This window comes from Devosia epidermidihirudinis (assembly GCF_000971295.1).
GTDB classification, from domain to species: Bacteria; Pseudomonadota; Alphaproteobacteria; order Rhizobiales; family Devosiaceae; genus Devosia; species Devosia epidermidihirudinis.
In genome coordinates, this window is record NZ_LANJ01000004.1 from 38,245 (window position 1) to 64,224 (window position 25,980).

Sequence of the window (25,980 nt, forward strand, 5' to 3'; positions counted from 1 at the left end):
GGAAGAATTCATGGTCAAGGTCATCGCCTCGTCGCTCCGCAAGGGCAACGTCGTCGAACAGGATGGCAATCTGCACGTCATCCTGACAGCGGAAAACGTCCATCCCGGCAAGGGCAACTCCATCACCAACGTCAATATGCGCCGCATTTCCGATGGCGTGAAGGTTGTTGGTCGCTGGCGCACTGTCGAAATGGTCGAAAAGGCCGACGTTGACGACCGCGAATATGACTATCTGTATTCGGATGGCGAAGGCCATCACTTCATGGAGCCTGTCAGCTACGAGCAGATCACCGTCGCTGACGACGTGATCGGCGACCAGCGCGCCTACCTCGTCGATGGCATGAAGGTGCACCTCAAGACCTTCGAAGGCACCGCCCTGTCGATGGAACTGCCACAGCGCCTGACGTTTGAAATCGTCGAGACCGAGCCAGTGGTGAAGGGCCAGACGGCCTCGTCGTCCTACAAGCCAGCCGTGCTGAACAACGGCCTCAAGGTCATGGTCCCACCCCATATCGGCGTCGGCACCCGCATTGTCATCCTCACCGATGACAATTCCTACGTGGAACGCGCCAAGGACTGAGGGTAGAAAAACCCCACAAAATGACGGGCCCTTCGGGGCCCGTTTTCATTTCTCGCTGATCTCGCGCGACGCCTCATCCCAATTGACGTCGGCCCGCCCCAGCGGCTCGCCTTCGGCCAGCCACTTGTCATAGGCAATCTGGCGCTGATGCATTTCCTTGGCCCGCAGCCAATATTGAAAGCTCTGCCCTTCTGGCCGCCCATCCTGCTCCCACAGAAAATAGGCCGTGTTTCTGATCGCCTCGGCGAGTGCCGCGTCCTTGTACATCATGCCCGCTTTGATTTGCCCGTGTGCCGCAGCGTCGATTTCCAACGCTGCGGGAACAACGGCAATGGCGCGAGGCGGTTGCCTGATAACGCGAAAGTTTGCGCGGATTAGGCGCGCGTGCCGAACTGTTTCGAGAGCCACGCCATCTGCTCACGATCCTGGAATGGCCCGCCACCTTCGTGATTGTTGAAGTCGTATTGCACCATGGTCTTGTCGCTGCCCGCATAGGCGTTGAACGCGGCATAGACGGTCGAGGGCGGGCAGATGTCATCCATCAGCGCCACCGAAAACAGCGCCGGGATCGTCGTCTGGCGGGCAAAGCAGACGCCATCGAAATAGCGCAGCGTTTCGAACACATGAGCGACCTGCCCGCGATGCTGGGCAAGATAGCGCACGATTTCGCCATAGGGGTCGCGGCCTGCCTGTGGCACGGCGCGTGGGAAATCACAGAGGAAGGGCACGTCGGGCATCATCGCCTTGACGCGCTTGTCGATGCCCGCCACCGCCAGCGAAATGCCGCCGCCCTGACTGCCACCACACACAGCGATACGCTCTGAATCAACGAAATCGAGGTCAATCAGAGCATCGATGGCCCGCACGCCATCGGTGAAGACACGGCGATAGTAATAATCGGCCTTGTCGAGAATGCCCTTGGTCATCATACCGGGAATAGAGGGCGTGGTGCCGACCGGGTCTGGTGTGCCACCCGTGCTCCAGCTGCTGCCCTGGCCGCGCGTATCCATGCGGAAATAGGCAAAACCAGAAGCTGCCCAGTGCAGTTGCTCATGTGGGAAGCCGCGACCACCGCCATAGCCGACATATTGCACGACGAGCGGCAGCCGCCCTGTGCGGTGCTTGGGCACAATCAGCCAGCCCTTGACCGGATGCCCGCCAAAGCCGGGAAACGTCACGTCGAACGCCTCAACCAGCGTCAGCGTCGTATCGGCAGGGTCAAACCGGGCCTCGCCGCCAATGGCGCGCGCCTCCGCAATGGTCGCGTCCCAAAAGGCCGCGAAATCATCGGGGGTTACAACCGAGCTCTCATAGGCACCAAGCTTGGGCTGAACAAAATCTGGAAATGGCATGCACGCGCTCCCTCAAACTACTGCGAGCATGCACCACCCGATTTTGACAGACCAGCCGCACAACGTGATTGATCACAGCCTGTCATACCCAACAAAAAGAGCGGGAAGTGATCCCCGCTCTCTGACTTGCTTCGTTATGGGCGGGCCACCCGGGGCCCGAGCACCCCGACCAGGAAGAACCCGGCAGCAACCAGCACGAAGGCAAAGCTGAGCGACCATTGCTGCGCCACAAAGCCGATCAGCGCCGGTCCCACCAGAATACCGGCATAGCCAAAGGTGGTGATGGCAGCGATTGCCAGGCTTGGTGGCATGCGGGTCTGATTGCCCGCAGCGGTGAAGAACACCGGCCCGATATTGGACGCGCCCAGGCCCACCAGCAGGAAGCCCATGGCGGCCAGTGTCGAATTGGGCGCGAACACCGCCAGCAGGAAGCCCGCGGCGGCAAGCGTGCCACCGCCAATGATCACCCAAAGGCCGCCGAGCGTTTTGACGATCCAGTCGCCGCCCAGTCGTCCTGCCGTCATCGCCACAGCAAACATGGTGTAGCCAAAGCCGGCATGGGCAGGATCAACCATATGCTGACCGATGAGGAACACGGCGCTCCAGTCCAGAATTGCACCCTCGCCGAGGAACACCAGGAAGCACAGCAGGCCGATAAAGATCACCACGCCCTTGGGCAGTACAAACAGTGGCGTCTTGCCCGCTTCGCGATTGCCGTAAGGCAGCAGGCCCGAATAGCTGACGACCAGCAGCACCAGCAGTAGACCACTGATGGCCGCAGTGGCCATGATCGGGGTGACCCCAAGGCCGAGCAACAGGCTGACGCCGCCAGCACCGACGATACCGCCGAGGCTGAACAGCCCGTGGAACCCCGACATCATATTGCGACCGCTGTCTTTTTCGACCATCACGGCCTGGATGTTCATCGCCACGTCGACCGTGCCGACACTGGCGCCGAACAGCGCCAGCGCAATGCCCAGTGTCACGACGGAATCAGCCAGAGCCAGAAAAGGCAGGATCAGCGCGACCGCGATCGAGCTGACCACGATGATGGCGCGGCAGCCGAACCGGCTCGCCAGAACGCCGGTGATCGGCATGGCCAGGATCGAGCCAAAGCCCAAGCAGAGCAGCAGCAGACCCAGCGCGCCCTCCTCAATGCCAAGCCGCAATTTGGCGAAGGGCACCAACGGCGCCCAGGCCGCCATGGCGACGCCCGCCACGAGAAAAACCAGCCGTGTCGCAACTTGTTCACGCGGCCCGGTAAGCGGGCTGGCCGCCAGGGAAGATGCTGTCATTATGCAGTGCCTAAAATGGGGGACGGCCACGCGGGGGCATGTCCGGCTCTATTGGGGGCGGATCATCTCCGCGACATACTCCCAGCACCTATTGCAGAATACGCACAAATACGCAAGAACATGCATAAACGAGAGTTTGAACATGCTCACAGACGAAAGACACGACGCGATCCGGCAACAACTTGCCCAAACGGGCAAGGTGCTGGCCGTCGACCTGGCGCAGCAATTCGGCGTCTCAGAGGATACCATTCGACGGGACCTGCGCGAGCTGGCCCGTCAGGGCGTATGCCGCAGGGTTTACGGTGGCGCCCTGCTGCCTGCAACAGATCAGGGCACGCTAGCCACAAGAAGCACGGCTTTTGCCGCGCAAAAATCGCAACTGGCCGAAGTGGCAGCGAGCCTGGTGCAGGATGGCCAGATTGTCTTTATCGACGCGGGCTCGACCAATCTGGCAATCGCGCATGCCCTGCCCCGCACACTCTCGCTGACCGTCGCCACCAACGCCCCGGCCATCGCCACAGCGCTGGCTGACCATCCCAGTGCCACCATCATCATGCTGGGCGGGCTTTATGAGAAGTCGAAAGGCGCCTGTCTCGGGCCGCAGACCGTGCACGAGGTGCAGCAGATCTATGCCGATCTCTTCATTCTTGGCACCTGCGCCGTCGACGCCTCAATCGGCGTCACCGCCCTGGACCCGGCCGAAGCCGAGGTGAAGCGGGCCATGCTGGCGCAGAGCAATACCCTGCTGATCGCCGCCTCGCCCGAAAAACTCGGCACCATCGCCCCCTTCAAAATCGCCGATGTCGCCGCCATCGACCACCTCATCGTCGACTCCAACACGCCCAGCCTGCATTTGGCCCAATTCGAAGCCGCCGACGTACAGGTGCACCGCCTCCCCGGCTGACGCCGCCGGTGCTGTGCAACACATCTGCAACATGGGGGCTTGCTGGGTCCGCAAAGTCGCGCCCTTAAAAGCAAAAAACCCCCGGTTTCCCGGGGGTTTGAATGGTAGCGAAGCCCAGATTTGAACTGGGGACACACGGATTATGATATGGCAACGACGCCTCATAAACTACTGTTTTGACATAGGTTATGCAAGACCTGTGCTACATCTGTGCTAACCGTGCTCAGCACGACCGAGGCCATCGAAGATCAGTTGCAGCGTTGCCAAGCCTTTTGATACTCAGCGTCTTCGGGTCGCCCATAACACCACCCCCTGCCCTGCAAAATGGCATGGTATTCCTCACGCGCGCCACAGGCGCCCATGGTGCGTGGGTCATCACCGCTACCACCACGGCATCCGGAATTGGCTTCCGACCACAGGTCGATGATTTCTTCGGTGCTGGCTGTAAATCCGTCTTCAGGTGCAACCGTCTGGGCAGCGTCACAACGAGAGAGGGTCTGACCACGGAAGTGGAAAGCATCGGACGATATATAGGTGTAGCCACCCTCGACCGTTTCCCACACGTCCCACGTTACGCAATTGGCGGTGAACAGGACCCGATCTCCAACACGTCGAACATTGGAAAGGTCGCACTGCGTCTCAATGGCATCACTAATCTGCGGGCCGTTTATCACCCGCACAATGCCACTTTGAAAATACTCGTGCCAGGCCTCCATGCCGCTCTCGATGGCATCGCAAATCGACAAGCTGCTGGAATACATGCCGTCATTGAATGGCAGTGGATCAGCACTTGCAGGAGTGATGACCGCCAATAGGCCCACTAGCGCGAAGGACGGGCGCATCAATTTTTCACCGCCAGCGGTAATTCAACTTTGGTCAACGACCTTGTCTGTCGACAACCCAAATGAGAAAGCCCGGCGCTGTATACTTTCAAAATCAAGATCTAGTCCTAATGCGATGTCCTCGAATGCACCCTCAAGCAAAAGCCGGTTGTGTCGCAGCAGGACCCCGAGCTGATGAATCCCTAGATGCTTCATAAATTCATCTGAGCCGCTAATATACTCTGCCAACTTGGTAACAGGAGGCCAAATGGCAGGGCAATTTTCATAAGCCGTTACAATCGCCTGTCTGACTACGGGCGGAAATTTAGGCAAGAGCAAAAGTGGGAAATAGCTTGGAGAAAAGTGCCCCCCCGAACCACCGACGGCTAGGCGATCGATCAGACCTTGCTCACGGTACCAATCGAACACACATCGAAAAACGATAGCGTCAACAATGCTGTTGTGCTTGTGCCGAGCTATTAGCCCGTGAGCATTGGTGCTAGCGCGGACCGGGCTATCAACAAATACGACTGAGCGTCCCTTACGGAACCCAGCCTCACCAATCAGGACATCTCCCCGCTGGAGCAATGGGAGGTTCGCCGGTGTGCCCATAAAGGGCACCGAAATCATGGTTCCATACTCTGAAATGTTTTTGGGAATGTACATCTGGTAGTACCCTTCCCTGCGGACTTCGCTGTCGATGCGCTGTTTGATAATCTTGATTTCGAGAGAAGGCCCCGGAATTACAGTGAATCCAGCGTCCTCCACACTCTCATGGCCATGCGCATAATTTCTCACCAAATGCAGGTCGCGCTGGCATTCACGGCTGTGAAATGCAGCGTCGAAACGTCCCGATTCCAGCAACTGCGATAAGGATGGCTCAGACGGGACAAAAGCACCCGGCAGTTGGTGCTCCCTTATCTCGTTATCGACTGTAGATTTGATGAGACGACTGCGTTGGATTAACTCATTCTCAGCCTTCAACGTAACGTCGACGATTGCACTAATCAGCTCAACTGCGCGATCAACGTTTTTTTGCGGGAGAGGCACTCGTGCGGCTAACCATCGGTCGCCAGCGTGCCGAATAGTTGAACCACGCGGAGTCATAGCGTTAACCTGACGCCTGAAACTACCATACTTCATGAAGCCAAATAGGTAGCTGCGGTCTTTAACTATATTTAGTCTGACAACGCCGTTACTGAAAGCTGCTTTACCCCAATCTCCATCCGGAACTACCGCGACCTCACCAATATTGGAATCCTTGACCAGCAGAACGTCTCCAGCCGTTAACCCTAGGTGCTTAAAGGCAGTAGGGTTAAGCGACACGATGGAATCTCCTCGTGCGTATAGCAGGTTAAACTCCTGCATAAACGCGCGAGTGCGAATAAAGGAAAACTCTGAAGCGTCCACATAGCTTTCGCTACCTGGCTCAAACCCCTTGGTTCGCGGATCGCCGTGATCAAGAAATGAACTTACCGGTTCTGAGCGATCTTCAGGTACATTTTCAGCGCCATAAAGTGATGGAGACCAATAACCGCTTGCGAAGAGCTCAGAAAAATCGATCTCAGTTCGCTGACTCATTGGACAAACACGCGACTGAGAGCTTCTTCCTGTCCAAGAGCCCAGTTGCGAAAGTCACGCACAATCTGGGAAAATTCTTCGTCCAATGCAGGATTGCCATCTAAGTCGATCTCGACCTCGAAACTCACTGGGTTTAGACGGTAAATAGGATTGAAAAAAACATTTCGCTGCCGAGTACGGCGTTCGTAGCCAACCTTTTTGATGTCTCTGCAAAATACAGAATACCCATCTTTTTGAAGCCGCTTCAGCTCGGCCTCTGGCGGCTTGTACGCTACGAGCACGCTCGTATTAACGCCAGTCTCTGCGAAAACGTTTGCAGGCAGGTCAAAAATCGCCACAAGCCGCATCTTTTGCGAGAACCAAGTTCTGACGTCTCTCCATTTGGATACGGATGCGATGGAGTTTGAAAGTATGAATCCAACCCTTCCGTAGTCATCCAGCACACGATATGCGTTCTCTAGGAACAAAATACCGAGGTCCAACCCTTCTTTTGTCCCGGGCATCCCCCACGTCTCATATAGGCCTGCCAAGCCCCGCTCAGTTTCATTCTGCGGCCGAAATGCCCTATCTTCCCCAAAAGGCGGATTGGTCAGCACGACGTCGAACTTCATTAGCTCGGTCTGATCATGCCACTCGTCCCATTTTCCTTGCATGTGCTGAGCAGGATCGAGTTGCACAAGCTTGGCGGGCTCGCCCGCGCTGGCAGCTGCAACTTTCCAATCGATAGAGCCAGTCCCAGGCTTGTGGAACAGCCTGGCCTCGCCATCGCCGTTCAGGAGCATGTTAAGCGTGGCCAGGGTGATCATGCTCTCATCAAGATCGACACCAAAAAGATTCTGATCGGAAAGTTTTTTCGAGGGGTCTGGAATCTGGGAGTTCACATAGGAGAGGGATAGAAAGTCACCGATGCCGCAGCATGGGTCAAAAACAGTCTGCCCCTCGCGCGGATTCACGATGGAGACAAGGAACTTGATCACCGGTAGTGGCGTCAAAAACTGCGCAGCCTCATCGCGCTTGAATTGATTTGCGAAGTTATAGAAGACTAGTTGATAAAGATCGCTAGTTCGAGATCTAACAAATGAATAGTCTTGGAAAGCGTGGCAAACTGCCAGAGCTGCGCGAACTTGGCTCTCATTTGTCCATTGAATTGAACTTGACGAGAATATTCGCGGATACCGTTGACGCGCTCCCTCTTCGAGAGTCTTTATCCGATCAATCCAATTTCTTATGCCCGGCTCCGAAAGCTTCGAAAACCTATCCTCATCATCTCCAACGAAAAACTGAAGGGGTCGCGACGCATTGCGATCTGTCTCGTGCTCATCGAATATTTTGAGAGCGAGTGCCGAAATGATCAGCGAGTAGCCACGTTGGTTAACGAGCCCGACCCTGTCCAGCGTCCGAAGTACGTGACTCAGGGCGCTTTGAATATGTGCGTGTGAGATGGAGGTAATTAGGTCGAGATCCGAAACTGCCCGCTTTGAACGGTCGTTCGCAGTCGGTTGACCTGCCAAAGAAAGCAAGTGTGCCATGTCTGGCAAAAGAACATAGGGGTCCGGCAAGTGCAGGGACAGATCCCCAACAGCACTTTTTTCGCCCTTTAAATTCTTAGCAGCGTCCAGCCGGATACAGTAGCCGTTTTTACGCTGAAAAAGATAGAGGCGCCCATCGTCATAGTACATGCCCAAAATGAAGCTGTCTGTAGGCTCCTTTTCTTTCATCGCCGGCTTGAGCTGCGATTGATAGATCTTCTCGATGCCTTTTTCCGAACGCTTGAACTCGCAGACAGCGATCATGTGGTCACGCAGCCATTGGAGATCTTCGATTGCTCCACTCTTCCGGTAGGTACGATACCGGTCGATCCACCGAGCGTCATCGAAGATCACAAGATCAACCTGCAATGCTTTCGATGAGGCACTGCCTTTGGGAAACCATACCTCAACACCAACATAGTCTTTATTGAAAAGCCCACTATGAAGCAGCGAATACACAAACTGCCACTTATAGTACTCCTCTAGAGGCTCACCTGCAGCGTTTCTAATTGCGATATTCTCTACGTACTCGCCCCTCACAGGCACGAGGCTTTTGGGAAGGTGTGTCACTCCTTTGTATGCAGTGTCGAACTCGGCTCGACACTCAGCAAATTTTGTCATCGTTCGCACTATTTTCGTTGGTTCGGTACCCGACCTAGGTACAAAGAATCGGTCAGTTAGGGGCGAACATACGTCGTACAGGCTTGGATGCATATGTGATCTCTGAGTTTCGGACAGAGAACGAGCCCATCGGCAAACTACGTCAAGCGTGCAGCAGTGAGAGATTAAAACCTCACACTTTGTGTATTTTGTTAGGTTCCGATTTTCGCTGAAACGCCCGCAATCCTTAGAGTTTCCATCGATTTGCAGTCTACGGTCGCAAAGCCGGGTCATCGGAAACATCATGGAAAGCAGCCAATCCCGGCCTTTCATGAGGTTCCAATGCGCCAAGCCCGCGTTCTCACCGATCCCGAATACAAACGCCTTCTGGCCGTGGTGGCGCAGCGCAAGCATGCTGCTCGTGACCGCATGGCCCTGATACTGTCGCACCTTGCCGGGCTCCGTGTCGGAGAAATCGCCGGGCTGATCCTGCGGGACGTGTTGGAGGCCAACGGTGATGTCCGTGAACAGCTTCGGGTTCGTGCCAGCATCGCCAAGGGCGGGCATGAGCGCGTGGTGTTTCTGAGCGAGCGCCTGCGCCGGGAAATCGTTCGCTACCACGATACCATTCCGGGCCTTACCGAACGCCCCACTGATGCACCTCTGCTGCTGACCCAGAAGCGCACGCCCTTCTCTCCGAACACGCTATGCCAGCTCATGGGGCAGCTCTATCGCGCCGCTGGCCTCGACGGGGCATCCTCCCATAGTGGTCGTCGCTGGTTCATCACCCAGCTTGCGCACTCGGGGGTTTCGCCAAAAGTCATCATGACCTTAGCCGGTCACCGGAACCTAACCACAACCCAACGCTATATCGATGTGCGGGACGACATGATGCGCGCTGCGGTGGAGTTGCTATAACAACTCCACCATTGCCAAACCAAGTGGTGGGTAACGGCTTGGCTAGACGCCGCCAACTTCAAATTCGTTTACGAATTTTTCGAATTCCGAGGCGTCGATGATCTGCCCCGCTTCGACAAGTTTTCTAGCTACCTGATAGGCTTTGTCTGCAACGACATCCGTAAATTTCTGATCGGATGAAACATAGGCAATCAGTACACGTAGTGGATCGGCCGTTAGTTCAATGCCCATACACGCGGACGCCACCATTGCGGGAACGCCGTAATTCGATAAGCGCAGTAACAGAAGGGCGAGGTCCGACAGAAATTCGCCATCATCTACAAGATCGGCAATTGCACGCGCTCCATACTTACGCTCCAAGTCCGTCCCGTGCGCAAAAAGGCAGTCAACCTCGTATTCCGTTTCGTTGCGAAGATCATCGTACGTTATCATTCTATTCTCCAATAGGGGTTCATCCCGGCTTGTTTGGCTGGATGCGACCATGTTGTTAATTGAGGTCGATCTGGTTCTTGAGAAAGCATCGGCTCACTTCTGAACCTTGCTGTTAGACCCGATCTAGCAATGACGCCGACGAAGCTCGATATACTTCTCACGTTGCAGCGAGCATTTTTTGCGGCGCAAACCTATTGCTAAGACCGCGCGTGCAGTGATGCCTCCAATTGGTCCCATGGGACCAAATCGGAGAGAATACCTTGAACACACACCCCGGAAACTTGTTGGCGCTGGACGGAGAGACAGCCCATTACGTGGGCCTCATCCAGAGCCATCTGGAAAAGACCCTGCAAGGCTTCATCGAGATTGGCCGCATCCTCACAGAAGCCAAACATCGCCTTGGTGCGTCGCGCTGGCTCGACATGATCAATAACGACTTGCCGTTCACGAGACGCACGGCAGAAAAATTGATCAAGATAGCCGCTGATGCTCGGCTCACTGATCCGCGCTACGCCAACAAGTTGCCACCTCATTGGACCTCGCTCCACGAACTTACCTATCTGGACGATGAGCAATTCGAGCAGGGGATCGCCGATGGCATCATTCGTCCGGATGCAGAGCGCAAGGAAATCAGCGGCCTAAAAACCAAGGCTGCTATTTTGTCCAACAGGGTGAATTCCACGAAGAGCCAAAGCAGGAATTCAGCCTCAAAGCAGCCACAGCACATCGCTCCTGACGTTGGAACCAACGAAATCTCTCTGTGTGTCGCCCATTCGTTTCTCCAACCGGCGCAGGTTCATACATTCGAGACGCAACTTGCTGCTCTTTTTGGACAATTCCGTCTTGAGCCGCAAAATCTCGAAGACTTCACACGCCGTCTGGTGCTAGCGGGAATCGAACGCCGGCTGAAACAAGCACGCCAAGAATTCAGGCACGGACTGGACGGAAACGATGTTACTGCAATCGAGAAGACGTTCTTTGAGCTGGAAACAAAAAACGCTGTAGCGGGTCAATTCGGCGATTCCGACCACAGCGGTCTAGAGCTTGATGAGCTCTATAATTACTGCCTCGACCTACAGATCGTCACCAAATACACTCCGGTCGAATTTCTAAACCCCCAAGCCTATGTCGATTTATTGGGGTGGCGCTACCTGACTGGAAACGCAGCGGAGCAAGAAGCGGCTCTTGAGGGGCTAACGAACTCCCGCCCGTCCATTCCGGAAGCAAAAGAGATGTTGGCATACCTTGTTGACCTTTGATCATTCCCCATACGAGGGAAACGAATACCTCGCGAAATCCCCGCATAACCTCACAATATTTGAGCTTCGGCAGTTGGACGACCCTGACTTCTGGGCCTGGGCAGGAGCATTCAGGAAAGACGTCGTTCATGCTTGGGATGAACTTGGCGTGCCAGTTACCGGTGGCCGCTCCGCTGACGAGATCGTGGACCAGTTCCGTCGATTGGCCACGCTGGACGTGTCCGGGATGTCGGCGCTCGACGATCTGACGGGAACCACTGACTGCATCTTAAACAATTCAACCGTGGGGTCGGTCTGCAATCAGTTCTTCCCCACAATGCTCAAGACCAAAGATATCGACGCCGTTAGCCTTACCGGCATCTCCATCTACTCGATGTTCGCCGATGACAGTCGGCTGGGGTCGTTTGTCGAGCAAGTGCGCAATATGCTGGTCAACGATCCTTTCAGCTTCTTCTCGCATCCGATTACCATGCCAGAAACGGTCGATCTGCGAAGCTGGCTCGTGAACGAGGCGTCCGACCAAGATACGCGCATTTGGTTTTCGACCAAGAAGGCGCCGAAGAATGCCCTTCACGTCGCCGACGCCGAGATGGACGCTCTCCTTGGCGAAGGCCTTGTTCTGCCAGAACAGATTGTTGGCGCTGGTCCGTGGCATGTCAGACGATATAATCGGCTCACCAGGATCATGGATATCGCCAAGATGTTCCGGCATATCGCGGGTGGAACGCCAGCAACGAATTTTCGTCCATCAACGGCGAAGCACCTGTATTTGCGCTTCACCGAGCATATTTCCCAAACGGAAAAGGTCGTTGTCTATGACCCATCTGCGGGATGGGGTGGGCGTATTCTCGGTGCTATGGCGTGCGGCAATGAGCGAGAAATCCACTACTTAGGCACCGACCCCAATCCAGATCACTGGATGCCGGACCTAGGGATTACGAAATACGAATATCTCGCCAATTACTTTCATGGAAACGTGCGGACCCACCACCGGAACACCTGCGAGATTTTCCGGGTTGGTTCGGAAGACATCGCGGATGATCCCAAGTTCCAAGCCTATAGGGGCAAGGTGGATTTTGTTTTCACCAGCCCACCTTATTTTGCTGCTGAGGGTTACAGTGACGACCCTCGCCAGAGCCATATGAAGTTCAGGACTTATGAAGCATGGCGCGACGGCTTCCTGAAACCGACTTTGGAAACCAGCGCCGCTTGGCTCAAAGAAAACCGATTTGTCTGCATCAATATCGCGGACGTTAGGGTGGGGGACCGAGTGCTTCCCCTCCAAAACGATGCAAGCAACATTCTTTTAAGGCTCGGCCTGGCCAAACACCCCACGCTAAAAATGGTAATGTCAGAGGCGCGGCTGGGCAGCAAAGAGACTGACCGGGGCACTCCCACCATGAGGAATTTTTGCAAGGTCAACGGTCAGCGGCGCAAATACGAGCCGATACTGGTATTTCAGAAACTCATCGGCCATGACAAAATGTGGGCGGGGGAAGACCTGTCGCCGGAGATGCTTGAGGAGATGGCTCGCTGACGGAGATAGACCGGGTTGATGCATTGCGGAGTTGTGCCAAGCGGGCGAGCCGGTCAAACACGATGCGGTCTGCTAGGTGGCGCTCCAGCTCTTGGATCAACAAGGATATCGACTTGCGGGATCGCGCCTCGGTAGTATGGGCATGAACGTTCCGCAGGCGAAACAATAACCCGGCCAGTGCTCCCACACTGGGCTGGTGCTGCCGCGCTAGCATACTGGAATAATAGCGGGCGCTCCTGCCGAGCCAGAGCCGTGAAAACTCCATCTGGGAGCGCACGAGGCCTTGCTCACTCAGGGTACGGTAGATTTCCTCAATGTGCATCGACACCTCCTGTCCCGTATTTATGTGCTGCTTGGGAGGTGCTGTATAAATAGTAGGTCAGCGGTGATCACCGGTTAGAGATTGCCAACGACGAGATCGGTCATCCCCTCGGGGATAAATAATCCTGAACATTCAACCTGCTGCAAACAGGCCGATGCCGGGAGCTGGATCATGTTGTTTTGCTGACCGAGAAATTCATGTGCCGCCAGCTTCCGCGCACATTAGGCCCCAGGTGTTGCAGCGCCTGGGGTCACTTTTGAGGAAGTACCAATGACAATTTCAAATAATCCTGTCCCCTACTGGAATATCTGGGGCCATTACGTTCGCGCGCCAAGCACCGGGTTGCAGGCAGTCCAGGCGGCCCTAATGGACAGGGCCTTCACATGGGCCGAGAAGCGTAAAATTCCGGGCCTGACACTGGGTTTCGCCCAGCACAAAGCCGCTGTGAAGCTGGCCGCTGGGCCAAATTCGGATATCGCCAGTCGATTGACCAGCTGCGGTAGGGTCGATGAACATGGCAACCTCCATGAATGCCGCGTCACGCTTTGTCCGCGATGCATCATGCTGCGCCGCTATCGTGACACAGCCGAGAACCGGGAGTTGTTCGCGCACTTGGGCAAAATGGAGCATCGGCTAAAAGACAACGATTTTCACGAAAAAAGATCCATAAAGTCAAGACGTTAGGAACGCATTCGTGACGCCAGCTATCTGGGTACTGCCGTAGTGCTATAGCCAATGGCTATAGCACTACGGGGCCCTGACGCACATTCACGCGCATAGCCTGCATACGTTCAGGTGGTCGCAAGACTGCTACCTGTCACCGTTGCCCTACGGCGCCCGCTGGCGGGGCTGTCGTCATCAACGCAAGCCATGCTGCATGCCACAGCTATGGGCGTGCTATGCCCTCCGCAGAGCGTGTGCCAGTTGCCCTCACCCGATCGATATAGCCGCCAACGTTCGTGCCAAATTTCATGGCCAGTGTCCGGCAGGCTTTGCGGGTTTTGGGCAGGGCTTCGTAGGCATAGTCGAAGTACATCACCGCAAGCTGCACGTCCTTGAAGGCCGAGTTCGCCACGTTGGCATCGAGCCAACCATCGCGGCTCATATGGCGACTGGCGAGGAACAGTTCCTTTGACCAGTCTCCGACCAATTGCAGCACAGCAATCCGCAAATTGGCGCAATCGCGTTGGCCTTGAAGATCATCAGCTTGGGAAGAACCAATCAAAGACAGCCATGCGGGGAACAGCATCAAAGCCATCCCCGGCACTTGGAGGTACTTCAGGATGGTCGGAATTAGCTGGCCTTGCGCAGCATAAGTCCGCGTTCGGCAGCAGCAGACACAAGCTGGGTGTCGAGTTCACCGGCGCGGACGGCTTCGCTCAGGGTATCGAGGATATCAGGCAGCGCCGAAAGCTCGCCCACGGCAATGGCGTTCTTGTCCTTGGCGAACTCGATGGGCTTGCCTGCATAGCGCAGGCCGAAGAAGGTCTGCCCGCCTGCGTCTACGAACCACCCTGCCCGCAGGCGTTTGGGGGCTTCGACCTGTACACGCTGGCCCTCATTATTCTTGCGCCAAACCGCATGGGTCGGCGCATAGTGTTGCCCGGCAATCTTGGCCTCTGCCATCGCCTTCTGTTCTGCCAAGGCCGCAATCACCTTGTTACGGGCGCGCTCGATGGGATCGTTGCTGCTGCGAACTGGCTGGGCAGTAGTCAGCTTCAGGGACTTCAGGATGCTCATGTGGTGTTCTCCGGTGGTGGTAGTCTCCATTCCCGACTACAGCCGCAGACCAAAAGAGCGACCACAAAGGAGGAAGGCCCCTCGTTGCAAGACAGCAGATTAGAAAACTGGAACCTGTTCGGAGCTGCTATGACGATCTCAGTGAAGCTTGAATTCTCGTTCGACACGCCCGATGAGGCTGTCCAAATGCTGACCATGTTTCAGGCATCGCAATGCGAGCATGAAACCGCGCGCGGTAGGAGGGCTACATTTGAAGAACGCGTACAAAGGTGTGAAATGCGGTTCGCGCCGATTATGGACATCCTAACTCAGGAACTGGCAAAGCGGGGTCTCAAGCCTGTGCGTCTGCAGGACACCTGATGCTACTTAGGTCCAGCTTCTAATCATCTGTCCATTCAGGACGGAGATGAGTTTTCATTCGTGCGTTTGTGACCTGCCCGTAGAATTTGTCGATCATGTCCGAACTGGTGCCGGTATTGCGCGCGAGAGCGAATATGTCGACGCCGTGGGCAAGTTGCTGGCTGATATAGAAATGCCGGAACGAATAGGACGTGCGTCTTACACCGCGATAATCGACCAGTAGGTCGCACTTGGTCAGCAGTTCGGTTAGCCCCTTCTTGGTCGATCCAAGGCGCTTGCCATCGCGAGTTGCCAGCACGGGATCGGTATCACTCGGCTCTTTGCCCTGATGCTGCAACCAGAAGGTCCACAGTATGTCGAACCAGGACAGCGCTGCCTCATGCGCCACAAATTCCCGGCTCTTGGCCTTGCCCCGAACGCGTAGCCGAATATCCCGGTCTTTGAGTGCCTTCTTTCGTCCAGCGCGATAGCCAAGTACGTCACCCCAGTTGAGGTTCTTCATCTCCGTTGGCCGCATACCCGAGAACGCACCGATCATCATCTGCGCATGCAGGATCGTTCGATCCCAGCGCAAATGTTCGTGGATTTCCAGGGCGGACAGACGTTCGAGGCTTGTCGCCTCAAGGCGCCGAAACTCCTCTGGCGAGAAGCTGGGCCGATTGTTAGGTATCCTGGCCCTTGGCACCTCAATGGCGGGGACCTGCGCGTTATTGAGATATCCCCACCGAACTGCCTGCCGGAACAATTGGCGCAAGATCACCAATTCCCCGCGCTGACGGCTGATACTGGGAACCCGCTTTTCGCCAAGCGGACGCCGTATCGAGCGACCATCGCGGATATAGCGGATTTCGATGATGTCCTTGCCGGGGCCGGTTATCCAGTAATCTTTGCGCCATTCGATATAGCGCGTGATGTCGCGCTCCATGATGGCATCAATGTCCTTCTTGCCGAAGAACTCAATGAAATAGCGCCGGATCACCGGCGGAACATCGCGTACATGGTATTCTGGCCGATCACCGCGCTCAACTTCGCGTTCGACCATGGCAATAAATTCGTCGGCGGCCTTCGTGAATGAAGTCGTTTGTGATTTTAGCCCATTCCGCGAGCGATACTGCGCCTCATACCAAACCTCATGCGCCTTACGTCGCGCCAGTTCGGGATCGCTGGTGCCCAGTGATTTGCGCACCTGCCCCTCGCCCTTGATCGAAAACCGCACCCACAACTTACTGGTGCCGTCCTTGGAAAACACCGCGTAGGGCAAATCGGACATGTCATTCATAGCGCGCACCTCCCGTTATGGAGGTAGCTGCGCTATGTTGAAAATGTGCTACCGCGCCGGACCAGCGCGAATGATTTGTCAGTGATTTCAATGGGGGTGCTCAGTCGCTGTGCTTGACTGTGCTAGCCTGGGATCAGGCTCCGTGAAAATCAACCGCAATAAAAAACCCCCGGTTTCCCGGGGGTTTGAATGGTAGCGAAGCCCAGATTTGAACTGGGGACACACGGATTATGATTCCGCCGCTCTAACCAACTGAGCTACTCCGCCCCAAGGGGCACGTGGGTTTTCCCAACGTGGCGACTTACTAAGTTTAGCACGCGCGCCTGTCAAGCCGCTAGAGCGATCAGTTCACGACACTCTGACAAGTTGTTTCGCGATTGCCGCCACTTGGCCCAGATCAGCCTCGAATTTTTCCTGTTCTTCCGCGCGTTTCCCCGCGTCGGGAATACGCAAGAGATAGGACGGATGGTTGGTGATAAACACCGTCGCCCCATCATCTAGTTCGATGCCCCTGCCGCGCAAGTCGCTGATTCTTGGGTTACCTCCGAGCAGGCTTTCCGCTGCCGTTGCGCCGAGCGCGACGATGAGCGTGGGCGCCACCAGTTTGATCTCAAGGTTCAGCCAGTATTTGCAGGCCTGAATTTCTCCGCCATCAGGGCGCTGATGGATGCGCCGCTTGCCCCGTGGTTCGAATTTGAAATGCTTGACCGCATTGGTGACGTAGCTGGCATTTCGGTCGACGCCGACCTTGGCCAAGGCCGCATCGAGCACCTGCCCCGCGGGGCCGACAAAGGGCTGCCCGGAGAGGTCTTCGTGATCGCCGGGCTGCTCGCCGACAAACATCACTGCGGCGCGGTCGGGACCAGCGCCAAACACGGCCCGCGTCGCGTGCTCGCAAAGGCCACACCGCCGACAGTCCTGCACCGCAAGGCGCGCGGCCGCCAGCGAGTCAATTTCAGACACGGCGACTGGTGCGTCCTGGCGCGCCTGCTGGCGCAGATGGCGGGATGGCGGCTGGGTCGCGGCCTGCGCGATCATCTCGCGCTCGGCAGCACGCGCGCCCCGGATCAGCGGGGTGATAAGCTCGGCTTCGGGCAGATTGCGCCAGTATTTGACCGGCATTTCTGACTTCATCATCGCGATCTTGAGCCGCGCCGGATTGAAGATCGAAGCGAAATAGGTCTTCCAGTCGCCCTCGACCGCATCATCCTGCGGTACATCGCTTTTGCGCCCGCCCGGGGCAAAACTGAGAGCCTCCCCATCCCAGAACGCCGAGGCATAGGGCGTGACAATGGCCCAGACCATGCCGGCAAAGCGGCGCGCGAAGAAGGGCGCCGTCATTTCGAGCGTGAAATGATCGGGCTCGAACCAAGCAGCGAAACGCTCCTGCCCGCCGTCATCAGCAATCGACTTGAAGCGCACGAAGGCCTTCATCTTGTGGCTGTCGCGGCGCACGGCGCTGGCCATGCGGGTCAACCGGATCACATCGGGATCGGACGACACATCCATCAGCGTCCGGTCATCCTGAAGGCGCCAGAGCAGCCGATAGAGCAGATCAAACCGCTCGGCTGAGCTGTTGTTGATCGCCGTCTCTGCCAGTTCGATAAACATGGGCGGAACCGAGCCTACAGGGCGTTCACCCAGCGGCGTGCTCTCAACCTCGGCAAACAGCCCCGCTTCGGTCGACGGATCGCGCCAGCTGACGTTGTCGGGCGCAATGCCGGCACGCAGTAGCCCACGCGCCCTGCCCCGCCATTCGTCGAAGTCGTTGCGCAACTGCAGGACCACGCTGTGCATCAGAACAGGCTCATCTGCTCGGGCGGCGGCGCGAGGCGAGCACGCAGGCGCGCATCATCGGTCAGCCCGCCGGGCGTCCAGTCGGCGGCTTCGATGAAGGGCCGCACCTTGTCGATCGAGCCGGAAATGCGCGCCACATCGGCCAACCGCAGGCGGTGATGACGGCGGGTGGCGACGATCCGGTCGATGCTTTTGGTGCCCAGCCCCGGCACACGCAGCAGCATTTCACGGTCGGCGCGGTTAACGTCGAGCGGAAAGCGGGCACGGTTTTTCAACGCCCAGGCCAGCTTGGGGTCCACCGCCAGATCGAGCAGGCCATCCTGTCCGCCTGCCATGATTTCGGGCACATCAAAGCCATAAAACCGGATCAGCCAATCGGCCTGATAGAGCCGATGCTCGCGCATCAATGGTGGCGGGCGCAGCGGCAGGCGCGAGCTGGCGTCAGGGATTGGCGAGAAGGCCGAGTAGTAGACCCGACGCAGCTTGTAGCCGGTGTAGAGCCCCGCCGCGCGATTGAGGATTGCATGATCATCGGCGCTATCGGCCCCGACGATCATCTGGGTGGATTGGCCTGCTGGCGCGAATTTCTCCGGTTTTGCCCTGGCGGCTTTGTCGGGGGTCGCCTCATCCAGTTTGCCGCGCAAACGCGCCATGGCGGTGCGGATTTCGCTGGGCTTTTTCTCGGGCGCGAGGGTTTCGAGCCCCGCATCCGTCGGCATTTCGATGTTGGTTGAGAGCCGGTCGGCCCAACGCCCCGCCTCGGCCAGCAGCTCCGGCGCGGCGTTGGGGATAACCTTGAGGTGGAGGTAACCGGCAAACAGATGATCCTGCCGCAGCGAGCGCGCGACGCGAACCAGTTGCTCCATCGTATAGTCTGGCGAGCGGATGATGCCGGAGGACAGGAATAGGCCTTCGATGTAATTTCGTTTGTAGAAGTCGAGGGTTAGCCGCACCACCTCGTCGACGGAAAAGCGCGCCCGCTCGACATTGGACGAGGAACGATTGACGCAATAGACGCAGTCATAGACGCAAAAATTGGTCAAAAGGATCTTGAGCAGGCTGATGCAGCGGCCATCGGGGGCATAGGAATGGCAGATGCCGCTGCCCTCGGTGGAGCCGATCCCCTTGGTGCCAGCGCTACTGCGTTTTTCCGAGCCGCTCGAGGCGCAGGATGCGTCGTATTTTGCGGCATCGGACAAGACTGCCAGCTTTCGGCGGAGCGTGAGCGTGGCCATTTTGTTCCCTTTATGTTCACATCCTTCGTATCGCAATCGTCGATCAGGTGCATGTCAAAAAGACTTGAGGGGACGCTTTGTGATCGGGGTATTGCGCGGGGGGAGTTCGGGGATGTTGGAGTATGCTGCCGACCGCGGGTCTGAACCCCTCACCCCAACCCTCTCCCCTCAGGGCAGAGGGGGCTGGATCGAGGGCATCCGTCGGTCTGGACTCCAGCCGCCTGCGGGAGTCCGCAATCGTTCAAATATCGGCACCAGTCTGTTGGGATTGGGTTGCTTTGTTGGCGTGTTCGACTGGACTACATCTTGGTCAACAGAGCGCGACACCCGCGCCACTTCAGGAGAATGCAAAATGACGCTCGAACTCGGAGGCATCCATCACCTCACGGCGGTTACCGCCGAGGCCAAGAAGAACCTTGCCTTCTACACCAAGACCCTGGGCATGCGGCTGATCAAGAAGACCGTCAACCAGGACGACACCACCGCCTATCACCTGTTTTACGGTGACGGTGTGGCCTCGCCCGGCGCGGACCTGACCTTCTTTGATTTCGACGCAGCCCGCGAGCAGCGCGGCAATCACACGGTCAGCCGCACTGGTCTGCGCGTGGACAGCGAAGAGAGCCTGAACTGGTGGAAAGACCATCTGCAGTCCCACAGTGTCGGCACATCGGCCATCAAGGATCGCAATGGCCAGCTGTCGCTGGATTTCGAAGATTTTGAGGGCCAGCGCTTCCGCATGGTGATCGACGCCGTCAACAAGGCTGTGCCCTGGGCAAAGTCGCCTGTGCCCGCCGAGCGCCAGATTATCGGGCTGGGCCCGATTTCGATGGCGGTGCCACGGCTCGACCGGACAGAAGCGGTGCTGACGCAGGTGATGAACATGCGCAAAGTCCGCTCCTACCCAGCCAGCAATGGCATGGCGGAAACCCATGTCTTCGAGATGGGTCCCGGTGGCCCCGGCGCCGAACTGCATGTGGTGGTCGATCCAAGCCTGAGCCCGGCCCGTCCGGGGGCTGGCGGGGTGCATCACGTGGCGTTCCGCACGCCGGATCAGGATAGTCTGCGCCAGTGGATCGATCGGGTGAGCCAGGCCGGGCTGCGCTCGAGCGGCGAAGTGGAGCGGTTCTATTTCACCTCGCTCTACTTCCGCGAGCCCAATGGCATTCTGTTCGAGATTGCCACCGACACGCCCGGCTTCACCGCCGACGAGCCGATGGAAACTCTGGGTGAAAGCCTTGCGCTGCCACCCTTCCTTGAGGGCCGCCGCGCCAGCATCGAGGCCGGGCTCAAGCCCCTGATCTAGGACCTCGAAGACACAGCAACGTGTGCGGCCGGATAAAGTCTCCGGCTGCATTTATTTGTTCATTCACAAGAAATTAGGAGGTCCCGACCGTAAGATGAGGCTCTAAAATCTGCGATGCTGACCGCACGATGAAAGACACTGGCCAGAAAAGTCTGACGTCATGACAGAAGACGACCCAATCTCCCCCGAAATCCTGTCCGGCATGCTGATGCGCATGTTCGAGTTTGCGCCGGTGGCCATGGCCATTACCACGAGCAGCCTCAATGCTTCGCGCTACGTGAAGGTCAATGATGCCTATCTGCGGCTGACCGGCATGAAATGGGAAGATATCAAGGGTGAGCGGGTGATCACCTCGGGCGATTTTCTGTCACCACAGCGCCTGGAGCGCCGCCGCCTGCTCGACGAAGAGGGCGGCTATGAATTGCAGGAAGTCGAGCTGACCCATGCCGACGGCACCCGCATCCCAACACTGATTTCCGCGCAGCGCACCGAAGTGGGCGCTCGCTCCTATGACGTCGAAATCATTCTCGATATTTCAGCCCGTGCCGCGCTGCAGCGCGAAATGGATGCGGCTTTGATTGCGGCCGCCCGCACGGACGTCTTGACCGGCCTGCCTAACCGCGCCGGTTATGACCACTTTATCGCCAGCAGCGTGGCCAGCGCGACCAGCAATGGCAATTGCCTGATCCTGGCGTTCATCGACCTCAATGGCTTCAAATATATCAATGACACGTTTGGCCACTCGACCGGGGACCACGTCCTCAAGATTGTTGGCCAGCGATTGCGCGACGGCTGCCGGGAAAGCGATTTCGTGGCGCGTCTTGGTGGCGACGAATTCGTGGTTGTGCTCACCATGAAGCAGCAGGACAGCGAAGCCGCCTTCCCCGCTTTCCAGCGGCTGATGAACACCATCTTCAAGCCAATGGACGTCAATGGCACCGAACTCAGCATCGGCGCGGCCATCGGCACTGCGCATCTCGACGCCGGCGTCGACACGGCAGAAACCCTGCTCAACCGCGCCGACCGCTGCATGTACGAAGCCAAACTGATCGGCGGCGTCAACATCGTCACCGACATCCAGCTCGCCTGACCCGCTAGTCAGCAAAAAGCCCCGACGCGAACGCCGGGGCCCAATAGCGATGTCTCGAATTCAGTCGTAAGACTAGAACTTGTAGTTCAGACCGACGCGGGCAATGTGAGCGGACAGGTCGGCGGCAATGTTTCCAGCAAATTTGGCACCACCCAAGTCAAGGTAAAGGTACTCGCCTTTGACACTGATATTGTCGGTGACGGCAACTTCGACACCAGCGCCAGCGGCCCAGCCGACATAAGTGTCCTGTACAGACAGTGCAGCGTTGCTAGCAGTCACGTTAGCCCACGACAAACCGCCGGTGACGTATGGCAGGAAGCGGTCCACGGCGAAACCGGCGCGAGCGCGCACAGTACCGAAGTTATCGAGCGCGTACGTGCCGCCGAACCGCTCGTTCTTGATCCCTGAAAGCTGCGCATCGGCTTCAACGCCGAACACGAAGCCACCAAAGTCGTGGTTGTAGCCTACCTGGACGCCACCAAAAGCACCTTCGCCATCAAACATCTTGTTCCCAGCGAAAAAGACGTCAGCCTGGCCGTAGCCACCGTTCACACCGGCGTAAAAACCAGTCCAATCAAACGCTGCCGGAGCGAGGTAAGCCGCAGGCGCATTCGTATTGACGACGCCGAGATCAGCCGCAGACGCTGCGCCAGAAAAACCAAACGCGGCAAGCGCTACAACCAATGCAGTTTTATTCATAAGAGCCTCCAAATAGTCGGCAGGAGGTACACCGTGTTCGCGTCTGAAAGTCCAGCCAGACAACCGTAAGTCCTTGTCCATTCAAGAAAAATGTTACGCTAAAGCCACACTGGACTGGAAGCGCCCCGGCTCGCGTAGAGGATGGAGGAAAACGGCGGTTACCGGCCAAAATCCGCGCCCACGCGGGCAAGTGCCCAACCTTGCCGAGCGATGCTCAGTGAAAAGGCAAACAGGCGGGGGCGGACGTGCTAAGTCCCGGAGCTCAACCAAAGGGGTCGCAATGCCTACGCTGTATTTTTCTCAGGGATTTCGGGCCAAGGGCAAAAAGTTTGAGCCCGACCAACCACAGGCAGCCAAAAACCCCGAAGCCGCTATCCGGGCCGCAGAACGCATCGCACCCGCGCGTGCTGGCGTGTGGGCCTATTCGGCCGAAGTTGACGTGGAAGCCGACACCTATGACGAACCCAAGGTGTTGTTTAAGACCGGAACCCTGCCGCCGGGCCTCGCCGACTAGGGGAACGCGATTCGCAGCAAAGCCGCTCCCTACGGGGAGCGGCAGCGATGTCAGTTGGCAGGCGTGGCCGTATCGGGCTTCAGCAGTGACGCAGTGCGCACCAGCGAGATGAACTCGGCGCGATAGCCGCCTTCGTCTGCCCCCTTGCCGGAGCGCGCCAGCGCTTCGATCTGCTCCCAGCTCATCGTGCCACCATAGTCACTATCTCTGAGCTTTTGACCGAATGCAGCCACGGCGGCCGCGAAGCGCATATCGTCGGTGACATCGGCGATGTCGCCATAGACGACGGCAGGCGTGACGGCCTTTTCGATCAGCTGGCTGACATCACTGTCGGGCTGTTTGTAGCGCATTTTGAGGAAGGCAATCTCATCGCCAGGCTTGGTATCAGTGGCCGCTTCTCCACCGTAGCGCAGCGGATCGACCAGCTCGGCGCCCGAGCCGACCGGGGTAATTTCGTAGAGCGCGGTAACCGTAGTGCCCGCCCCGACATCGCCTGCATCGACCTTGTCATTGTTGAAGTCTTCGCGATTGAGCACGCGGGTTTCGTAGCCGATCAGGCGATATTCGCTGATGACGGCCGGATTGAACTCGACCTGAACCTTGACGTCCTTGGCGATGGTGTGGAGCGTGCCGCCCACCTGATCGACCAGCACCTTCTGGGCTTCGCGGAAGCTTGAAATGTAGCTGGCATTGCCATTGCCGGTCTGCGCCAGGGCCTGCATGGTCGAGTCGTTGATGCCCCGGCCAAAACCGAGCACCGACAGGGTGATGCCGCTTTCGCGCTTGGCCTTGATGAAAGTTTCCAGCGCCTTGGGGTCATCGATACCGACATTGAAATCGCCATCGGTCGCCAGGATCACCCTATTGGCGCCACCGGCCACCCGGGCCTGTTCGGCAAGGCGATAGGCGAGCGTGATGCCCTCCGAGCCCGCAGTCGTCCCGTAGGGCTTGAGCTCGCCCAAGGCGCTCAAAATCTTGGCCTTTTCAGTGGCCTTGGTCGGCTCCAGCACCACACCGGCCGAGCCGGCATAGGCGACGATGGAGACCGTGTCGTCAGCACCCAGCTGATCGACCAGCAGGCCGAAGGCGCGCTGCAACAGCGGCAGCTTGTCCGGTGAATCCATCGACCCCGATGTGTCGATCAGGAACACCAGATTGGCAGGCTTGGTCTCTTCAGCGGGTGGGATATAGCCCTTGATGCCGATCTGCAGCAGCTGCGTCTTGGCGTTCCACGGCGTTGGATAGACTGCAACGGTCGGCTGGAACGGTACGGCGGCGCTTTCGGCAGGCGCGTAGTCATAGGGGAAATAATTGATCATTTCCTCGATGCGCACCGCGTCGGGCGCAGGCACTTCGCCCCCCTCGATCAGACGGCGCGCATAGGCATAGCTGGCCGTATCCACATCGAGCGAGAAGGTCGAAACCGGATCAGTCGCGGCCACCTTGAGCCGCTGTTCGGCAAAGCTGGCGAACTGATCGGAGGGCTGCGCAACAGTTTGTGTCTGCACCGTCGAATTGAGGGCAATGGGTCTGGCGGGGGCCGAGGCGCCCCCAAATGCGGCGGCACCGGAGTTGACCGTGCGCTTGGTGTCCACTCCTGGAGGGGCGAGACGGTCAATCGTTGGCGCCGCCTCCATCTGGGCAGCGTCGGCCACAGGCGCACTTGCCTGATTGGCCAATGATGCGTCCTGCGCCGGTTCGGCAGCGACAGGTTCAGCGGGAGCGGGCGAAACTGGCGCCTTCGTCGTCGGCGCGGACGGCCGGGAACTTGGTGCTGGCGAGACCATTGAGGGAACGCGCGCGGCGGCGTCCGGAATAGGCTCGTCCTGGGGCTTTGGAGCATCCGCCACAACGATCGGCGCGCGCTCGGAGGTGTCGGCCGGGGTCATCGAGGTCGACGAATAGAGCTGATAGCCGAGCGGCACGATCAGCAGGGCAATGGCGACCGTGCCGATGGGAATGCGCATGTCCATGATCTTGATCCCTTTCAAGGATGAGATGATGGAGCTGAGACGGCCACTCGCGCCGTATCCTTTGGTTGGCGCTGTCGTTTTTTCAGTTTTCTGCGCGGCCTCGAATGCCGCCATGCCAGCCAGCATCGCCCGCTTGCGCGCATCGGTGCGCGGATCGGGCGCGTTGGCGCCTTTCAGCTGGTCGAACGGGTTGTCGTTGAAGTCGTCGCTCATAGCAGCCCCCTCAGGGTCTTGCGCGCCTCATGGACATGGAAGGACACGGTCGCTTCCTTGATGCCCATGATGTCGGCCGCCGCCGCGTGGCTCAATTCCTCCGCATAGACCAGCAGCACCGCGTCGCGCTGCTTTTCCGGCAATTGCCGCACCGCCGCCCAGAGCTGATTGTTGGTCGCCGCCTCTTCCTGATCGGCCGGGTGATCCTCGGGACTCACCTCGGCGAAGGCGCTGGCATATTTGCCGCGTCGGCTGGAGGCGCGCTGCATGTCGCGCACTGCATTGAGCGTGATGCGATAGACCCAGCTGGAAAACGCCGAGCGACCATCAAATCCGGCAATGGCACTTCCCAGCTTCACACACACATCCTGCGCAATATCTTCGGCATCGGTGCGGTTGCCGCACCATTTCCAGGCCGTGCGGTGGATGAGATCGTAGTGATCTTCCAGCAATTCGCCGAACGCCGCGGCATCGCCATTCTGGGCGCGCACAACCAGCGCCCGCGTTATCGCGGCCGTCGGGTCGATTGGCGCTGCGGCAGTCAGTCCCATCACCGGTGCATGCACTCGTGCTTACCTATCACCACACCTTAGTGGTAAGACGGCGCTGCGCACCCACTCCTTTGGGTCCATCCGCAGATATTTTAA

25 protein-coding genes and 1 tRNA gene are annotated in these 25,980 nt (G+C 57.8%); 9 read left to right on the forward strand and 17 right to left on the reverse strand.

Annotation, left to right across the window (positions count from 1 at the left end; translation table 11 throughout):
• Positions 1 to 10 precede the first annotated feature (10 nt).
• The gene (efp, locus tag WH87_RS01460) at positions 11 to 580 is read left to right on the forward strand and encodes an elongation factor P (RefSeq protein ID WP_046140132.1); all 570 of its coding nucleotides are present in this window, start codon (positions 11 to 13) and stop codon (positions 578 to 580) included.
• 45 nt (positions 581 to 625) lie between these two features.
• Here efp and WH87_RS01465 read toward each other — a convergent pair whose 3' ends face one another.
• The 3 genes from WH87_RS01465 to WH87_RS01475 form a co-directional block, all read right to left on the reverse strand.
• Positions 626 to 850, reverse strand: coding sequence for a DUF2934 domain-containing protein (locus WH87_RS01465; protein ID WP_156167890.1), 225 nt, complete (start codon positions 848 to 850; stop codon positions 626 to 628).
• Positions 851 to 954: 104 nt separating this feature from the next.
• Entirely contained in the window at positions 955 to 1,932 is a 978-nt protein-coding gene (locus tag WH87_RS01470; protein ID WP_046140131.1) for an acetylxylan esterase, read from the reverse strand.
• A gap of 134 nt (positions 1,933 to 2,066) precedes the next feature.
• Positions 2,067 to 3,227, reverse strand: coding sequence for an MFS transporter (locus WH87_RS01475; RefSeq protein ID WP_046140130.1), 1,161 nt, complete (start codon positions 3,225 to 3,227; stop codon positions 2,067 to 2,069).
• Between the two features lie 142 nt (positions 3,228 to 3,369).
• Between WH87_RS01475 and WH87_RS01480 the strand changes: the two genes are divergently transcribed.
• Positions 3,370 to 4,131 carry a DeoR/GlpR family DNA-binding transcription regulator gene (locus tag WH87_RS01480; protein WP_046140129.1) on the forward strand — a complete coding sequence of 254 codons (762 nt, stop codon included), beginning with the start codon at positions 3,370 to 3,372 and terminating at the stop codon, positions 4,129 to 4,131.
• A 248-nt stretch (positions 4,132 to 4,379) separates the two neighbouring features.
• Here the strand turns inward: WH87_RS01480 and WH87_RS01485 are convergent, their stop codons facing one another.
• Genes WH87_RS01485 through WH87_RS01495 form a run of 3 tightly spaced genes read right to left on the reverse strand, consistent with a single transcriptional unit; the run spans position 4,380 to position 8,683 of the window.
• Entirely contained in the window at positions 4,380 to 4,943 is a 564-nt protein-coding gene (locus WH87_RS01485; protein WP_156167893.1) for a hypothetical protein, read from the reverse strand.
• A gap of 54 nt (positions 4,944 to 4,997) precedes the next feature.
• On the reverse strand, positions 4,998 to 6,533 hold the full coding sequence (locus WH87_RS01490) for a restriction endonuclease subunit S domain-containing protein (protein WP_156167896.1): 1,536 nt from the start codon (positions 6,531 to 6,533) through the stop codon (positions 4,998 to 5,000).
• Positions 6,530 to 8,683 (reverse strand): HsdM family class I SAM-dependent methyltransferase, encoded by a 2,154-nt coding sequence (locus tag WH87_RS01495; RefSeq protein WP_046140186.1) that lies wholly within the window; start codon positions 8,681 to 8,683, stop codon positions 6,530 to 6,532. Before WH87_RS01495 ends, WH87_RS01490 begins: the two co-directional genes overlap by 4 nt.
• A gap of 321 nt (positions 8,684 to 9,004) precedes the next feature.
• Here WH87_RS01495 and WH87_RS01500 point away from each other — a divergent pair, with 321 nt between their 5' ends.
• Positions 9,005 to 9,580 carry a tyrosine-type recombinase/integrase gene (locus WH87_RS01500; protein WP_046140126.1) on the forward strand — a complete coding sequence of 192 codons (576 nt, stop codon included), beginning with the start codon at positions 9,005 to 9,007 and terminating at the stop codon, positions 9,578 to 9,580.
• A gap of 42 nt (positions 9,581 to 9,622) precedes the next feature.
• On the opposite strand, the gene WH87_RS01505 is transcribed toward WH87_RS01500, so the two are convergent.
• On the reverse strand, positions 9,623 to 10,012 hold the full coding sequence (locus WH87_RS01505; protein WP_156167899.1) for a hypothetical protein: 390 nt from the start codon (positions 10,010 to 10,012) through the stop codon (positions 9,623 to 9,625).
• Between the two features lie 260 nt (positions 10,013 to 10,272).
• Here WH87_RS01505 and WH87_RS01510 point away from each other — a divergent pair, with 260 nt between their 5' ends.
• Together WH87_RS01510 and WH87_RS01515 are read left to right on the forward strand one after the other, a co-directional pair.
• Positions 10,273 to 11,271 carry a DUF3102 domain-containing protein gene (locus tag WH87_RS01510; protein WP_197410697.1) on the forward strand — a complete coding sequence of 333 codons (999 nt, stop codon included), beginning with the start codon at positions 10,273 to 10,275 and terminating at the stop codon, positions 11,269 to 11,271.
• 73 nt (positions 11,272 to 11,344) lie between these two features.
• On the forward strand, positions 11,345 to 12,808 hold the full coding sequence (locus WH87_RS01515) for a class I SAM-dependent methyltransferase (RefSeq protein WP_156167902.1): 1,464 nt from the start codon (positions 11,345 to 11,347) through the stop codon (positions 12,806 to 12,808).
• Here WH87_RS01515 and WH87_RS20360 read toward each other — a convergent pair.
• A complete protein-coding gene (locus WH87_RS20360) occupies positions 12,738 to 13,130 on the reverse strand; it encodes a DUF6626 family protein (RefSeq protein ID WP_407060019.1) in 393 nt (130 codons plus the stop codon). The two genes, WH87_RS01515 and WH87_RS20360, sit on opposite strands and share 71 nt — an antisense overlap.
• A gap of 270 nt (positions 13,131 to 13,400) precedes the next feature.
• Here WH87_RS20360 and WH87_RS01520 point away from each other — a divergent pair, with 270 nt between their 5' ends.
• Positions 13,401 to 13,814, forward strand: a complete 414-nt coding sequence (locus tag WH87_RS01520; RefSeq protein WP_046173212.1) for a hypothetical protein — start codon at positions 13,401 to 13,403, stop codon at positions 13,812 to 13,814.
• Positions 13,815 to 14,016: 202 nt separating this feature from the next.
• On the opposite strand, the gene WH87_RS01525 is transcribed toward WH87_RS01520, so the two are convergent.
• The 6 genes from WH87_RS01525 to WH87_RS01555 form a co-directional block, all read right to left on the reverse strand.
• Positions 14,017 to 14,379 carry a hypothetical protein gene (locus WH87_RS01525; protein ID WP_156167905.1) on the reverse strand — a complete coding sequence of 121 codons (363 nt, stop codon included), beginning with the start codon at positions 14,377 to 14,379 and terminating at the stop codon, positions 14,017 to 14,019.
• A 44-nt stretch (positions 14,380 to 14,423) separates the two neighbouring features.
• A complete protein-coding gene (locus WH87_RS01530) occupies positions 14,424 to 14,870 on the reverse strand; it encodes a hypothetical protein (protein WP_046140120.1) in 447 nt (148 codons plus the stop codon).
• A gap of 379 nt (positions 14,871 to 15,249) precedes the next feature.
• Positions 15,250 to 16,509 (reverse strand): tyrosine-type recombinase/integrase, encoded by a 1,260-nt coding sequence (locus WH87_RS01540; protein WP_046140118.1) that lies wholly within the window; start codon positions 16,507 to 16,509, stop codon positions 15,250 to 15,252.
• 190 nt (positions 16,510 to 16,699) lie between these two features.
• Positions 16,700 to 16,776, reverse strand: a tRNA-Met gene (locus WH87_RS01545).
• 81 nt (positions 16,777 to 16,857) lie between these two features.
• Entirely contained in the window at positions 16,858 to 18,306 is a 1,449-nt protein-coding gene (locus WH87_RS01550; protein ID WP_046140117.1) for a UdgX family uracil-DNA binding protein, read from the reverse strand.
• Entirely contained in the window at positions 18,306 to 19,541 is a 1,236-nt protein-coding gene (locus WH87_RS01555; protein ID WP_046140116.1) for a putative DNA modification/repair radical SAM protein, read from the reverse strand. Before WH87_RS01555 ends, WH87_RS01550 begins: the two co-directional genes overlap by 1 nt.
• A 352-nt stretch (positions 19,542 to 19,893) precedes the next feature.
• On the opposite strand from WH87_RS01555, the gene WH87_RS01560 reads away from it, so the two are divergent.
• Both WH87_RS01560 and WH87_RS01565 read left to right on the forward strand, forming a co-directional pair.
• Positions 19,894 to 20,844: a ring-cleaving dioxygenase gene (locus WH87_RS01560; RefSeq protein WP_046140115.1), complete on the forward strand. Its 951-nt coding sequence runs from the start codon at positions 19,894 to 19,896 to the stop codon at positions 20,842 to 20,844.
• 160 nt (positions 20,845 to 21,004) lie between these two features.
• Entirely contained in the window at positions 21,005 to 21,934 is a 930-nt protein-coding gene (locus WH87_RS01565; protein WP_156167908.1) for a sensor domain-containing diguanylate cyclase, read from the forward strand.
• A gap of 72 nt (positions 21,935 to 22,006) precedes the next feature.
• Here WH87_RS01565 and WH87_RS01570 read toward each other — a convergent pair whose 3' ends face one another.
• Positions 22,007 to 22,633: an outer membrane protein gene (locus WH87_RS01570; RefSeq protein ID WP_046140114.1), complete on the reverse strand. Its 627-nt coding sequence runs from the start codon at positions 22,631 to 22,633 to the stop codon at positions 22,007 to 22,009.
• Positions 22,634 to 22,913: 280 nt separating this feature from the next.
• Between WH87_RS01570 and WH87_RS01575 the strand changes: the two genes are divergently transcribed.
• The gene (locus tag WH87_RS01575; protein ID WP_046140113.1) at positions 22,914 to 23,147 is read left to right on the forward strand and encodes a hypothetical protein; all 234 of its coding nucleotides are present in this window, start codon (positions 22,914 to 22,916) and stop codon (positions 23,145 to 23,147) included.
• A gap of 50 nt (positions 23,148 to 23,197) precedes the next feature.
• On the opposite strand, the gene WH87_RS01580 is transcribed toward WH87_RS01575, so the two are convergent.
• Both WH87_RS01580 and WH87_RS01585 read right to left on the reverse strand, forming a co-directional pair.
• Entirely contained in the window at positions 23,198 to 25,333 is a 2,136-nt protein-coding gene (locus WH87_RS01580; protein ID WP_046140112.1) for a VWA domain-containing protein, read from the reverse strand.
• Positions 25,330 to 25,884 (reverse strand): RNA polymerase sigma factor, encoded by a 555-nt coding sequence (locus WH87_RS01585; RefSeq protein WP_046140111.1) that lies wholly within the window; start codon positions 25,882 to 25,884, stop codon positions 25,330 to 25,332. Before WH87_RS01585 ends, WH87_RS01580 begins: the two co-directional genes overlap by 4 nt.
• Positions 25,885 to 25,980 lie beyond the last annotated feature (96 nt).

Coding starts and splice junctions, on each gene's coding strand:
- WH87_RS01530 (WP_046140120.1), bottom strand. CDS start 14,870: ATGAGCATCCTGAAGTCCCTGAAGCTGACTACTGCCCAGCCAGTTCGC.
- WH87_RS01560 (WP_046140115.1), top strand. CDS start 19,894: ATGACGCTCGAACTCGGAGGCATCCATCACCTCACGGCGGTTACCGCC.
- WH87_RS01565 (WP_156167908.1), top strand. CDS start 21,005: ATGACAGAAGACGACCCAATCTCCCCCGAAATCCTGTCCGGCATGCTG.
- WH87_RS01505 (WP_156167899.1), bottom strand. CDS start 10,012: ATGATAACGTACGATGATCTTCGCAACGAAACGGAATACGAGGTTGAC.
- WH87_RS01575 (WP_046140113.1), top strand. CDS start 22,914: ATGCCTACGCTGTATTTTTCTCAGGGATTTCGGGCCAAGGGCAAAAAG.
- WH87_RS01495 (WP_046140186.1), bottom strand. CDS start 8,683: ATGACAAAATTTGCTGAGTGTCGAGCCGAGTTCGACACTGCATACAAA.
- WH87_RS01500 (WP_046140126.1), top strand. CDS start 9,005: ATGCGCCAAGCCCGCGTTCTCACCGATCCCGAATACAAACGCCTTCTG.
- WH87_RS20360 (WP_407060019.1), bottom strand. CDS start 13,130: ATGCACATTGAGGAAATCTACCGTACCCTGAGTGAGCAAGGCCTCGTG.
- WH87_RS01480 (WP_046140129.1), top strand. CDS start 3,370: ATGCTCACAGACGAAAGACACGACGCGATCCGGCAACAACTTGCCCAA.
- WH87_RS01570 (WP_046140114.1), bottom strand. CDS start 22,633: ATGAATAAAACTGCATTGGTTGTAGCGCTTGCCGCGTTTGGTTTTTCT.
- WH87_RS01555 (WP_046140116.1), bottom strand. CDS start 19,541: ATGGCCACGCTCACGCTCCGCCGAAAGCTGGCAGTCTTGTCCGATGCC.
- WH87_RS01520 (WP_046173212.1), top strand. CDS start 13,401: ATGACAATTTCAAATAATCCTGTCCCCTACTGGAATATCTGGGGCCAT.
- efp (WP_046140132.1), top strand. CDS start 11: ATGGTCAAGGTCATCGCCTCGTCGCTCCGCAAGGGCAACGTCGTCGAA.
- WH87_RS01585 (WP_046140111.1), bottom strand. CDS start 25,884: ATGGGACTGACTGCCGCAGCGCCAATCGACCCGACGGCCGCGATAACG.
- WH87_RS01540 (WP_046140118.1), bottom strand. CDS start 16,509: ATGAATGACATGTCCGATTTGCCCTACGCGGTGTTTTCCAAGGACGGC.
- WH87_RS01580 (WP_046140112.1), bottom strand. CDS start 25,333: ATGAGCGACGACTTCAACGACAACCCGTTCGACCAGCTGAAAGGCGCC.
- WH87_RS01465 (WP_156167890.1), bottom strand. CDS start 850: ATGATGTACAAGGACGCGGCACTCGCCGAGGCGATCAGAAACACGGCC.
- WH87_RS01525 (WP_156167905.1), bottom strand. CDS start 14,379: ATGCTGTTCCCCGCATGGCTGTCTTTGATTGGTTCTTCCCAAGCTGAT.
- WH87_RS01470 (WP_046140131.1), bottom strand. CDS start 1,932: ATGCCATTTCCAGATTTTGTTCAGCCCAAGCTTGGTGCCTATGAGAGC.
- WH87_RS01490 (WP_156167896.1), bottom strand. CDS start 6,533: ATGAGTCAGCGAACTGAGATCGATTTTTCTGAGCTCTTCGCAAGCGGT.
- WH87_RS01550 (WP_046140117.1), bottom strand. CDS start 18,306: ATGCACAGCGTGGTCCTGCAGTTGCGCAACGACTTCGACGAATGGCGG.
- WH87_RS01475 (WP_046140130.1), bottom strand. CDS start 3,227: ATGACAGCATCTTCCCTGGCGGCCAGCCCGCTTACCGGGCCGCGTGAA.